At 64.1% G+C, this 12,096-nt stretch carries 11 protein-coding genes and 1 pseudogene; 2 read left to right on the forward strand and 10 right to left on the reverse strand.

Annotation, left to right across the window (positions count from 1 at the left end; translation table 11 throughout):
• Positions 1-83: 83 nt before the first annotated feature.
• From QMZ25_RS09770 to QMZ25_RS09810, 9 genes are all read right to left on the reverse strand, one after another.
• On the reverse strand, positions 84-602 hold the full coding sequence (locus tag QMZ25_RS09770) for a DUF2271 domain-containing protein (RefSeq protein ID WP_065174546.1): 519 nt from the start codon (positions 600-602) through the stop codon (positions 84-86).
• Between the two features lie 31 nt (positions 603-633).
• Positions 634-1,272 (reverse strand): PepSY-associated TM helix domain-containing protein, encoded by a 639-nt coding sequence (locus QMZ25_RS09775; RefSeq protein WP_283219535.1) that lies wholly within the window; start codon positions 1,270-1,272, stop codon positions 634-636.
• Positions 1,273-1,388: 116 nt separating this feature from the next.
• Positions 1,389-3,809 carry a TonB-dependent receptor gene (locus tag QMZ25_RS09780; protein WP_283219536.1) on the reverse strand — a complete coding sequence of 807 codons (2,421 nt, stop codon included), beginning with the start codon at positions 3,807-3,809 and terminating at the stop codon, positions 1,389-1,391.
• A gap of 147 nt (positions 3,810-3,956) precedes the next feature.
• Complete coding sequence (locus tag QMZ25_RS09785; RefSeq protein ID WP_053516642.1) at positions 3,957-4,355, reverse strand: hypothetical protein; 399 nt, start codon at positions 4,353-4,355, stop codon at positions 3,957-3,959.
• Between the two features lie 164 nt (positions 4,356-4,519).
• A complete protein-coding gene (locus QMZ25_RS09790) occupies positions 4,520-5,197 on the reverse strand; it encodes a Fe2+-dependent dioxygenase (RefSeq protein ID WP_193396380.1) in 678 nt (225 codons plus the stop codon).
• 51 nt (positions 5,198-5,248) lie between these two features.
• Positions 5,249-7,573 carry a catecholate siderophore receptor Fiu gene (locus QMZ25_RS09795; protein ID WP_283219537.1) on the reverse strand — a complete coding sequence of 775 codons (2,325 nt, stop codon included), beginning with the start codon at positions 7,571-7,573 and terminating at the stop codon, positions 5,249-5,251.
• Positions 7,574-7,715: 142 nt separating this feature from the next.
• Complete coding sequence (locus tag QMZ25_RS09800; RefSeq protein ID WP_262219184.1) at positions 7,716-8,108, reverse strand: hypothetical protein; 393 nt, start codon at positions 8,106-8,108, stop codon at positions 7,716-7,718.
• A 149-nt stretch (positions 8,109-8,257) separates the two neighbouring features.
• Complete coding sequence (locus QMZ25_RS09805) at positions 8,258-8,590, reverse strand: non-heme iron oxygenase ferredoxin subunit (protein WP_053516647.1); 333 nt, start codon at positions 8,588-8,590, stop codon at positions 8,258-8,260.
• Positions 8,587-9,126: a GNAT family N-acetyltransferase gene (locus QMZ25_RS09810; RefSeq protein ID WP_074900552.1), complete on the reverse strand. Its 540-nt coding sequence runs from the start codon at positions 9,124-9,126 to the stop codon at positions 8,587-8,589. The genes QMZ25_RS09805 and QMZ25_RS09810 overlap by 4 nt, the downstream gene beginning before the upstream one ends.
• 1,928 nt (positions 9,127-11,054) lie before the next feature.
• On the opposite strand from QMZ25_RS09810, the gene QMZ25_RS09815 reads away from it, so the two are divergent.
• Positions 11,055-11,375 (forward strand): hypothetical protein, encoded by a 321-nt coding sequence (locus tag QMZ25_RS09815; RefSeq protein ID WP_283219538.1) that lies wholly within the window; start codon positions 11,055-11,057, stop codon positions 11,373-11,375.
• Between the two features lie 58 nt (positions 11,376-11,433).
• A complete protein-coding gene (locus QMZ25_RS09820; protein ID WP_283219539.1) occupies positions 11,434-11,736 on the forward strand; it encodes a hypothetical protein in 303 nt (100 codons plus the stop codon).
• A 176-nt stretch (positions 11,737-11,912) separates the two neighbouring features.
• Here QMZ25_RS09820 and QMZ25_RS09825 read toward each other — a convergent pair.
• Positions 11,913-12,096: pseudogene (locus tag QMZ25_RS09825) on the reverse strand (aminotransferase class V-fold PLP-dependent enzyme); the annotation flags it as partial.

Raw genomic sequence — 12,096 nt, forward strand, 5'->3', positions numbered from 1 at the left:
TCAGAGCCCTTCCTGCGGAAGGGATCCGACCCCGGGGTCGGACCCCTTTCCAACGGAAAGGGCTCTGACCCCGGCTCAGGCGGTTACGGTTTGATGGCGAGGGTGACCTGGCCCAGTTCGGTGGCGCCCTGCGCCTTGCCGTTCTGTGCGGCGGTGGCCGGCCAGGTGAAGGGGATCTTCAGCAGTTCGCGGCCACCGACTTCGCGCACCGCTTCCACCACCAGGGTGTAGTTGCCCGGGGCCAGCTGCTTAAGCGCCGGCTGCTTGTCGTTGAACGACAGCGCGTGCTTGCCGGCCGGGCGGGTTGGGCCGGTCACGCCGTCCACCGGCACCTGCAGGGTGCGGCCGCTCTTGCGCCACCACTGGCGCAGGTCGGGCAGCCACTTGGTGCCATGGCCTTCGTTGTTGCTGGTCTGCTGGTACCAGACCGACAGGTTGGCCGCGACTTTCTGGTCGGCGCCTTCCAGCCACACCGCTACGTAGGGACGGTGATACTCGGCGACATTGAGCTTGGGCACCTCGACGTTGATGTCGAGCGTGGCGGCATAGGCCGGCGAGGTGGCCAGCAGGCCGCTGAGGGCGATGGTCAGGGTGACGCGCATGGGGCGGCTCCGGTGAAGGGGATTCGATGGTTCAGTGGATCAGCAGCAGGGCGATCAACAGCGGGATCATCAGGCCGAGGCCGACCAGCGGCCAGGTCATGCGCCGCTGCCGTGCATGCAGGTGCAGCAGGAACAGGCCGGTGATGCAGAACACCAGGCAGGCCACGGCGAACAGGTCCAGGAACCAGCCCCACGCCGGGCCCGCGTTGCGGCCCTTGTGCAGGTCGTTGAGGTAGGACACCACGCCGCGGGAGGTTGATTCGTATTCCACCGCGCCGGTTTCGCGATCGATGCTGAGCCAGGCGTCGCCGCCGGGTCGCGGCAACGACAAGTAGATCTCCTCGGCCGACCACTCGGCCGGGCGACCGCCGATGGCGATGCCCAGCTGCGTATCCAGCCATTGCCGGGCCGGGCGGGGGATCGGCGCGTGGCCGTCCTCGCGCGTGCCGAGCTGGACGAGCAGATCGGCCGGCAGTTGCAGCTGCTGGTTCTGCACCTCGGGCTTGGCCTCGATCTTCGCTGCATGGTTGAGGGTCAACCCGGTCACCGCGAACAGCAGCATGCCGATCAGGCACACCGCCGAGCTGATCCAGTGCCACTGGTGCAGCGTCCGCAGCCAGAAGCCGCGGCTCTGTTGCTGCTGCACGTTGGAGGGAACGGAACGGCTCACGACGGGGATTCAGGACGGATGCGGACTGCGCATTACATCATTGATGAGAATAGCTCGCAATTGCGTATCGTTCTGTATCCCGGTGCCGGCCAAGGCCGGCACCGGGCAGGGTCGCCTCAGAACTTCGCGTTGAGCGAGATCCAGTAGCTGCGGCGCTGGTCCTTGGTCGCGTAATCGTCCACGCAGCTGAACTCGCTCTGGCTGATCAGCAGGCACGACTGCGAGACGAAGTCCTTGTCGAGCAGGTTGTTGACGCGTGCGTTGACGGTCAGCCATGCGTTGGCCTTCCAGCTGCCGCCGAGGTGGAAGATCGTGTAGTCCTCGTAGACGCGGTCGTGGCTGTTGCCGGCCGCATCGAGGATCGTATCGCGGTAGCGGTCGTAGCGGCCTTCGCCGATCAGCGACAGACTGACCGCGTCGCTGATCTGCCAGTTGAGGCTGGCGTTGGCCATATGCCGGGCCGGCATGGTGCCACTGATCGGCAGTCCCTTCTGCGGGCCACTGGTCTGTTCGCTGCGGGTCCAGGTGTAGTTGCCCCGCAGTTGCAGGGTTTCCAGCAGATCGACGTGCGCGGCCAGTTCGGCGCCACGGGTTTCGGCCTTGTCGATGTTCACGCTCTGGGTGAAGGTGCTGTAGCCCAGCGAGGCCCAGCCCGGCCCGATGTCCACGCAGTAGCCGCTGCCGGCCGGAGCCACTTCGCAGTTCGGGAAGGTGCCGCCGCTGGCGATCTTGTCGTCGAACCGGTTGAAGAAGCCGGTGACGTTGAAGCCCCAGCGCTGGCCTTCGTAGTAGGCAGCCAGCTCGTAGTTGGTGCTGGTTTCCGGCTTGAGGTTCGGCGAACCCACCAGCGGCAGCACGCCCTGCCCACCGAAGCCGGTGATGCCCGGGAACAGCTGGTCCGGGCGCGGTGTCTTGTAGCCGGTGCTGACACCGCCCTTGAAGGTCCATGCGTCGCTCGCATTCCACACCAGGTAGCCGCGTGGGCTGACATGGCTGCCGAACACGTTGTGGTCGTCGTAGCGCAGGCCGAAGGTCGCCGTGAGGGTATCGGTCAGTGCCCAGTTGTCCTCCGCGAACAGGGCCCACATGCGGTGCTTCTGCCGGGTGTTGCTGCGGTAGCCGGCGCCATCCATGCCGAACACCCCGTCGACCATGTCGGTGTCGTTGTACTGTCCGCCAACGGTCAGCTTGTGCGCGCCGAAATCGAGGTCGAGCATCGTGTCGAGCACGTAACCCTCAAGCTCCATCGTGCGCAGCGGACGTGGCAGGAACGCCTGCAGGCGCGCCATCTCGCTCGGGTCGAGGGCAGACAGCGCATTGCCACGACCGGCCGCGCAGTTGTTGGCGGCGCCGGTGCGGCGGCAGACGTCATTCCACAGCGTCTGCAGGTTGGCGCGCTCGTCCAGGGTCAGTGGCAGCGAACGGCCGAGGTTGCTGCTCTTGCTGTGGGTCAGCGAGGTCTGCCAGGTGCCGAAGCTGTAGCGGCCCTGATGGGTCAGCGATACCTGGTCACGCTCATAGCGCTGGTAGGCGGTGTAGCCCACGCGCGGCTGCACCACGCGGCGGGTGATGGTGCCGCCGCCATCCGGATCGGGGATGACCGCATTGCCGACGCGCCACAGGCTGGCCAGGCTGTCGAGCGTGCCGGTCTGGCCCTCGCTGTTGTCGTACTTCTGCCGCGACACGTCGTAGTCCAGCCACAGTTCGTGGTCGTCATTGACGTGGACGTTCAGGCGCACGCCCGTGTTCCAGTTGGTGTTGGCCACCGACTTGCCGCCACCTCCGAAGCCGATGCTGCGTTCCCACAGGGTGCCATCGGGCAACGGCAGCGCATCCCATTCCGGATTGGACGCCTTCGCATCGTAGTAGCTGCCGCGCACGGACAGGCCCAGGCGGTCCTTCAGCAGCGGACCACTCAGGTACACGTCGGTGCTGCGGGCATCGCCGAACTGGTCGTCCTGCTGCACGGTGAAGCCCTGGGTCAGCGCGCCGTGCCAGCTGTCCTGGTTGCGGCGGGTGATGATGTTGATGACACCGCCCATCGCATCCGAGCCGTACAGCGTGGACATCGGGCCGCGCACCACTTCGATGCGCTCGATCGCATCCAGCGGCGGCAGGTAGGAGAACTGTCCGCCACCGAAGTTGTTGGGATACAGCTGGCCGACGTTGCTCTGGCGGCGGCCGTCGATCAGTACCAGGGTGTATTCCGAGGGCAGGCCACGCATGGAGACGGTGGCGCGGCCATTCTTGTCGGTGGCTTCCAGGCCGACGTCGATGCCTTCCACATCGCGCAGCGCATCGACCAGGCTGGTGTAGGGGCGCTTGCTCAGTTCCTCGCGGCTGACCACGCTGATGCTGGCCGGGGCATCGGTGATTTTCTGTTCGAAGCCAGAGGCGGTGACGACCACCTTGTCCAGGGTTTGCGGCGCTCCGGCGATCTCTGCATGGGCGAAAGCAGGGGCCGCCATCGCCGCCAGCACGGCGCTGGTCAGCAGGGGGCGGGACAGGGACGAACGGACACGATGGCGCTGGGCCATGGCAGATACCTCGAAGGATGTAAGGCAGCGCGATGCCGGGTGCGGAGCGCGCACGGCAGGCAGGGAAAGCCCGGTCAGGGGCGGCAGGGAAGAAGCAGTCAGCGGCGTGTGGACGCGACCGCGCAGGCGGTCACGTCGGGCCGTGGATCAGGCGAGCGGCGGCGCCTGGCCGCGTTGCTGGCGACGCCCGGGCGCGTCGGCCCAGGGCGTGTCCGGAGCGGCCAGCGGCCAGTCCGGGCGCACACCGGGCATGGCCGGCGTGGCGGGTACGAGTTCAAGTTCGGTACGCAGCCACTGGCTGGCCAGCAGCAGCGGCGGCGCCTTCTCGGCCGCTTTTACCGGGGCGGAGGCACAGCGGCGCAGCTTGGCCGGGGCTTCTTCCTGCAACGGGCCTTCGCCGCCACGTTCTTCCAGCGGCATCTGCAAGGTCATCGCTGTGGCCGGGTGCGGCAGCAGCGGCAGGGTGCCCAGCAGCAACGCCAGCATCGCCACCCATGCCAGCAGGCTGGCCAGCGCGGGACGCTGGCCGCGCATGGCGGTGCCCATCTTGCGATGGATGAGTGGGCGAGGGCGGAGCGGGCGCAGCAAGCGGGGGTCCCCAGATAGTTTGCCGGCAGCGGCCAGCATCAACGGGGCGTGATTGTAATGAGAGCTGTTAGCGGATGCAAATGAGAATGATTGCTAAAATGTAAGGCGCGGCCTGGAGTGGCTCAGACCTCGCTCCAGCGTCGCAGCAGGTTGTGATACACGCCGGTCAGCTGCAGCACCGCATCAGCGTCGCCTCCCGTCTGTCGCAGGCGCTCGATGGACGTGTCCATTTCCCACAGCAGGCGACGCTGTACATCGTCGCGGATCATGCTCTGCACCCAGAAGAACGACGCCACGCGCGCGCCCCGGGTAACAGGATTGACCTGGTGCAGACTGCTGGAGGGATAGACGATCAGGTCGCCGGCCGGCAGCTTCACCTCGTGCTCGCCGTAGGTGTCGCTGATGATCAGCTCGCCGCCGTCGTACTCGTCCGGCGCCGACAGGAACAGGGTGCAGGAGATGTCCGAGCGCAGCTGCTCGCCGTTGCCCAGGTTCATCACTGCGCCATCGACGTGGAAGCCGTAGGTGCCGCCGCCGCGGTAGCGGTTGAAGCGTGGGGGGAGGATCTTCAACGGCAGTGCCGCAGCGAAGAACAGCGGGCTGCGCCGCAGTGCGGCGAGCACGCCAGCACCCAGCTCGGCTTTCACTGGTGACGCGTCCGGCAGCTGTTCGTTGTGCTTCACCTGCGCACCCTGGGCACCCACGGTCTCGCGGCCATCGGTCCAGTCGGCGGTGTCCAGTTGCTGGCGGACCTGTGCCACTTCATCAGCGGTGAGCACGTTGGGAATGTGCAGCAGCATGGTGTTGCCTCGTCGTTGCGCGGGGGAGCCGGGCTCCCCCGCGCCAGGACATCAGAAGCGGATGTCCGCGCTGAGCAGGAAGGTGCGCGGGGCACCCGGGGTGTAACGGTAGCCGCTCTTGTTGATGCTGGCCACGTAGGCCTTGTCGAACAGGTTGTAGCCGTTCAAGCGCAGCGAGATGTTCTCGTTGACCGCCCACGACACCACGGCGTCGTACACCACGTAGGACTTGGTGAATGACGGTGTGCCGACAGCACCGTCGGTGCCACGATGCATGCCGGCAGCGTAGCGCACGCCACCCCCGACGGTGATGCCGTGGGCCAGCGTGTAGCTGGTCCAGCCGGTGAACGTATCGTCCGGCGTGTACGTCAGGTTGGTGGTGCCGTCGGCAGCGACCTTGGCGCCTTCCTTCACTTCGGTGTCGAGGTGGCTGAAGCCGGCCGACACCGACCAGTTGTCGGTCAGGCGGCCCACGGCGGACAGCTCCACGCCCTTCACGCGCTTGCTGCCGGTCTGGGTCGGGTTGCCGGCCTCGTCGAGCACGGTGGTATTGATCTCGTTGTCGACGTCGGTCTGGAACAACGCCAGGTTGACGGCCAGTGCATCCTCCAGGAATGCCCACTTGCTGCCGACCTCGAAGGTCTTGGCCTTCTGCGGGTCCAGCTTGGGGTTGTCGGCGCTGCTGGCCGAGCTGCTCAGCTGGAAGTTGGCACCGCCCGGGGGCTGCTGCGAGATCGCGTAGTTGGCATACACGCTGACCGTGTCGCCCACCTTGTACAGCGCGCCCAGCTTCCAGTTCAACAGAGTGTCGGAGGCCTCCAGCGTGGGGTTGCGCAGCACGGTGCCGGCCGGATTGCTGCCGCAGGCGGGACCACTCCGGCCGCCGCAGACCGAGGCGCTGGCGTACTCGGTCTTGTAGTGGTCGGCACGCACGCCGGCAGTCAGCAGGAAGCTGTCGCCGAATGCCAGCGTGTCGAACAGATACGCCGAGGACGTGGTGGTCTTGCCGTGGGCATCGGCGCCGTTATGCGCCCAGGTCAGCCCGGTCACGTTCCAGTCCGGGTCGTACAGGTTCGCGGCAGGCCAGCTGGTGCCGCCGGTGGCCGCCTGGCCGTAGCTGTCCAGTTCTTCGCGGGTGAACTCCAGGCCTGCGCTCAGGGCATGGCCGATGGCGCCGGTGCTGAAGTCGGCCCGCAGGTTCAACTGGTCGGTCAGGATGGTGTTGCGCTGGTCCTTGAAGGTCGGCAGGCTGCGCGCGATCGTGTAGGTCGAACGGTCGGCGGGGTTGGTGTAGCCGATGTTGCCGGTCGGACGACCATTGGCGCCGAGCGCGCCGGTACCCATGAAGGCGGTGAGCAGGTAGTCCTGCTCGGTGCGGCCCCAACGCGCGGTATTGGTCAGGCGCACGCTGTCGTTGAAATCATGTTCGAAGCGGAACGTGGCCATCTTCGCGGTCACGTCGTCGTGGTCGGCACGGGTGCCGTAGAAGTTCTCCGGATCCACCGGATGCCCGGCCAGCGCTTCGAGCGTCGGCTGCGGCGTCCAGCCCGGCAGCCCCAGGGTCGGCACGCCGCCGTCGGGCACGTTGTCCTGCTTCACGTACAGCAGGTTGAGGTAGTAGCGGGTGGCCGTGCCCAGGCCGAACGCCAGCGACGGGGCCAGGCCCCAGCGCTTGTTCTGCACGTGATCGCGGCCGGGCTGGTCGCTGTCCTGCCACATCGCGTTGACGCGCAGCGCGCTGGTCGCGCTCAGCGACTGGGTCCAGTCACCGGTCGTCCGGCGCTGCTGGTCACTGCCCAGCGAAACGCTGGCCGAAGTGGCGTCCTGCAGGGTGGCCTGCTTGCTCACCAGGTTGATGGCGCCGGTCGGCGCCGAGCGACCATTGTCGGTCCCTGCTGGCCCCTTGGTCACTTCCACCTGTTCGATGTTGAACACGTCGCGCGAGATCGAGCCGAGGTCGCGCACGCCATCGACGAACAGGCTGTTGGAGGTGTCGAAGCCGCGCATGAACAGCGCATCGCCGGTGGTGGTGTTGCCGTTCTCGCCGGCATAGAAGGTGCCCACGCCCGGGCTGTTGCGCAGCGCTTCGGTCAGGGTGGTGGCGCCCTGCTGGTTGAACAGGTCGCTGGTGATGACCTGGATGGTCTGCGGGGTGTCCTGCAGCCGCTGGGTGAACTTCGGCGAGGCGACCTTGTCGGCCTTGTAGCCATGTGTGGCGTGCACGTCGATCTTGTCCAGCGTGCGGGCATTGTCGGTCGCTTCGGCGTGGGCCAGCGCGGGCAGCGTGGCCAGGCCGAGGCCGGCGGCCAGGCTGGCGGTCGCCAACGGCAGGTTGCGGAGTGGGGAGGCGTGCTTGCGGCTCTTGATCGGGTTCATGGGTCTGGGTGGGTAGCGGGACAGGAACGATCCGCCGGTGCCGGATGACGGCGCGGCAGGCAGGATCGGAAGCGGACTTGAAGCGGGATCGGAGGTGGATGTCCGGGCAGCGCCGGACGCCCGGGCGCGGCCGGGGGAAGCGTCAGCTCAGCAGGGACGGAGGCGCCTGGCCGGGGGGATGCTGGTAGCGCGACGGCAGCGCCGGGGCCGGGTAGGGCGACGGCGCGGCTGCCGGCACCAGTGGCGGCACCGGAAGCGGGCCACACAACCGCCGCAGCAGCGGGGACTTGATGCTCCGGCTGTCATCGGGCTCGGCTTCCACCCGTGGCATGGCCTGCTCGCGGGGCGGCGTGCCGAAAGGCGCTGCGGGCAGGCTGTCCTGCGCCTGCAGCGCCGGCGTGGTGACCAGCGAGCTGCGCGACCCTTCATGCAGCGCCGACCATCCCAGCAGCAGTGCCAGCAGCAGCGCAGCCAACAGCGGCCCGCCCATGCGGGCAAGCTGGCAGAGCGTAGCGATGGGCGCGGGCGAGGCCATGGCGCGGCGATGGGCATTACGAAGATGTTACGTAGAGTAACAGCAACGATAATGATTCGCATCTTCGGTGTTGCGGGAGGTCTGTACCTGGCCACTCGCGGCCCTGTGGGCGCCTGCAGGGCCCTTCCCAGGCGGGGCGGATGGGCCGGTCAGTCCCGGTCGTCGCGGGTCCAGATGGCGTCGTGCTCGCGCTTGACCGGGAACTTGGGGACCGGGCTGTACGCGGGGGCACACAGGGCACGGCCATCACGCACGTCGAAGCGGGCACCGTGCAGCACGCACTCGACGCTGCCTTCGGTGGTGTTGAACTCGCCGGAGGACAACTCGAATTCCTCGTGCGTGCACTGGTCTTCCAGGGCATACAGCTCGCCATCGAGGTTGAACACCACGATCGGCGTACCGGTAACCTCGTCGAACACGCTCTTCATTTCACCCGGCAGCAGGTCGCTGCCGGCGCAGACGAAGGTCCACGCATCGCTCATGCGGTGGCTCCCACCAGCGGCTTTTCCAGGATCTCGAAGCGCAGATCGTCGCGCTTGGGAATGCCGAAGCGCTCGTCGCCGTAGGGGAACGGCTTCTTGATGCCGGTGCGGCGGTAGCCACGGCGCTCATAGAAGGCGATCAGTTCGTCGCGCACGTCGATCACGGTCATCTGCATCACCGGCACGCCCCATTCGCGCGCGGCGTGGGCTTCGGCCGCATCCATCAGCTGCTTGCCGACGCCGCCCCCCTGCTGGGCCGGATCGACCGAGAACATGCCGAAGTAGCCTTTGCCGTCTACATCGGCGACGTGGGCGCAGGCCACGAGGCGGCCCTCGCGCTCCGCCAGCAGGATGGTCGAGCGGGGCCGGTCGAGGTCGGTCTGGATGCCTTCGGCATCGATGCGGGCGCCGTCCAGCAGGTCGGCTTCGGTGGTCCAGCCGACCCGGCTGGCGTCACCCCGGTAGGCGGAGGTCACCAGCGAGATCAGGGCAGGGATATCGGCCGACGTAGCGGCGCGGAAGGTCAGGGTGCTCATGGCGCCATTCTAGGTGGGGCGTGGGTCAGGCCGCACGCCCTTCTGCATTGGCGATGCGCGCCGGGGATTCGACCGCCGATGGAAGCACTGTCGTGAACGGAGCCTTGACGCCTTTCGATTCAGTGCGGCCCGGATTGCGCCAATTGTCCTCGTGCCGACCAATCATATTATGGAGAATCAAAATGGAGCGCGAATCACTGTAAGGGATGAGGATGCGGTACCAGGTAACGATACGACGCCTCGGAATCGACAATGGGTTCTGACGGGTTGAAGGACAACCTGATGCGAGGCGTGTTGATGAACAACTTCCGGGAAAGTGACTGAAGCAGGGATTTCGATGAATACTGGATTTTTTCTGTCTGCTGTAGTGTCGCTACCGCTTCTGGCCTCTTGCGTGCAGGATCAGGATTGTGTGCTCAAGGTTGCCAATCAGGATCACGATAGTTCTGCATCTCAGAAAATACATGCTGAGATGGATAAAATCATTCGGTCCCGCCCTGTCGCTGGGAAGGGTGAGGTCAACGCGGAATTGGTGGTGTCGCAGCTCGAGCTCTCCCGGGACGGTCGAAGGGATAGAAGAATTTTCTACGTACTAACGGGTGGTGGCGGAAGTTTCTTGGCTGCTTCGACGTGTGATGCTGACGAAGGTCAGTGTGCTTCGGTCATTGTGGAGAGAATGATCGGATTCTGTGAAAGAACATAAATGTGGTGTGCGAAGTCTCGGGAGCGATTCCAGTGAGAAATTCCCCAGTGCTTGGTGGCTTTGGAAGACTGGTCGGTATTTTTGTAGCCGTGCTTTGCCTGCCAGGACTCGCAGCCTGCGATGGCAGGGAGGGGGGTGGAAGTAGGGTCATAAATAACGACCCGGGAAATGTGAGGGCAAATCAGTATGCGGCGTTGCTCGAGTCCGGCTTCGAGGCTTCCGAAAGTGTGCCGGAAACTCAACTCTGTAGGGTGCATTTGATCGACGCTAGGCCATCATTTGATCAGGCGGGGAACGAGAAGCTGAGGATCTATTTCGTCTTGACCAACCATGAAGGTGTCGTCATGTCAGCGGACACCTGTGGACTTCCAGTCAACGAGTGCGTGGCTCTGATCTCCAGGAGGTCAAGGGAGGAATGCCGATTGCCTGATCGTCGGTCGATTGACTGAGCCCGAAAGGTGATAATGAACCGCCCGCGATGACAGGGCGATAGGATTTTTAGAGAAGCCATACGGGCAGCATTTGGGATTGCCGCTAAGAACGAATTGCTGTGGAATTCCTGTGCCAGAGACATTGTTTGGAGGGCAGTAGAATGTTTCCTGTTTCCACGGCTTTCCTAATATTTGTTGCGAATGGCATGGCATGCGATTGCAGATCCGGTGGTTGGGCGGAAGTGATTCAAAAGACTGAAGCGCTGATTCTGCACAGTGAGTCATTTAGGGTGCCGAGAGATCCACTGGGATCTGGATATGAAGCCGCCTGTGTCAGAATTCGATTCCATATTGATAAGCGTGGGGAGCCGATCAATGTCAGCATTGACAAGAGCTCTAGAAATAGGGCCATCGATGTTGCTGCCAGAGAAACATTGAAGAAGTTCAGGTTTGAGTTGCCTCAAAGCGATTCTGAGGGAAGATTTGCATTGGTGTTTGACTATCCGTCGAGAGATGCTCCGTAAAGCGAAAGTCGGAAAGTGATCCAGGATTGGCCCTTGACAGCCTATGGAACACCAGGCCACACATCGCGGGCCTTGTCGTCATTGCGGAGATCGGGTGGATTATCGCCCGGCATGCGCCGACAGCGAGTCCGGAACCTCGCTCACCATCTTCTGCTTGGCCTTCGGCAGCTGGCTGATTCACTCCAACTGCTGCTGCAGCACGGCTGGGGTCATGTTCGCTACCGCCGGCTGTAGATCACTGTGCGTCGAACCCGCTCATGCCTGGCAGCTGTGGTCATTTCACTGGGGCTGCAAGGCTGTGATTGGTTGTCGGATCCTGTGATTGTTGTAAAGAATGTTGGAAGGGACGTGATTCATGACATCAACTTGGGGGTCGGCGGTGGTGCGGTTGACCTGGGAGCAATTCCTGCCGGTGAAAGCAGGGCTGCAAAACCGGAGATCGCTGCTGATTCCTCGCTTGTTGTAACGTACTACGAGAACAATGCCCGTGTGGTTTGCCATGGGGATGTGTATTTTACGAACAATCTCTATGTCAAGGTTGAGGCGGATGTGGGTGGAGGGGTTTGCCGTATAGCGGAAGTTGCGGATTGATGTGAGCGGTGGAGTGTGTCTGGAGAATTTTTATAGTGCAGTGCCAACGTGAGGATCGATGAAAAGCCTTGTTGAGAGTTACCCCGTTTGGGCTTCCATCATTCTAGGTGCCATGTGGATAAACGCATTTGCGGCTCACAGGATGTTGCTGAAAATCGAGCGCGAACGGCCAGAAGTACTTGCTGCAGCCGGAATCATCAAGGCTGACTGGTGGCTTGGGTGCTTGCGTGGTATCGCAGTGCTCGCCCTCACTTCCAAGGGGCAGGCGGTCCATCAGGGTGGACGGTGGGTGTTGAGGGGTGTAGTGATGATGTACGTCTTCTTGATTGCTTCCGGGGTATCCATGCTTGTTGGCATGTAGAAGGCGATGTCTCAAGGCCGCTGATGATGGAATGGTTCGGCATTACGATGAGATTGCCCGTTCCTTGCATTACTCGGCATTTCCCGGTTTCACCTCTACTGGCTTGCGTCCCACGAGCAATAAAAAACGCCGCAGTCCCCTGCAGCGTTCCCGTATTTCCCTGACTCTGGCGAATTTCACCCCAGCAACTTCCGCACCTTCGCCAAGGCGATAATGAACCGCTCGATCTCGGCGTGCGTGTTGTAGAACGCCAGCGAAGCACGGCAGGTGGCCGCGACGCCGAAGTACTACAGCAACGGATGTGCGCAGTGCTGGCCGGAACGCACGGCCACGCCTTCCAGGTCGAGCAGGGTGGCCAGG

Origin of the sequence: Stenotrophomonas sp. RS-48, assembly GCF_030053245.1 — a bacterium.
Lineage (GTDB): Bacteria > Pseudomonadota > Gammaproteobacteria > Xanthomonadales > Xanthomonadaceae > Stenotrophomonas > Stenotrophomonas maltophilia_P.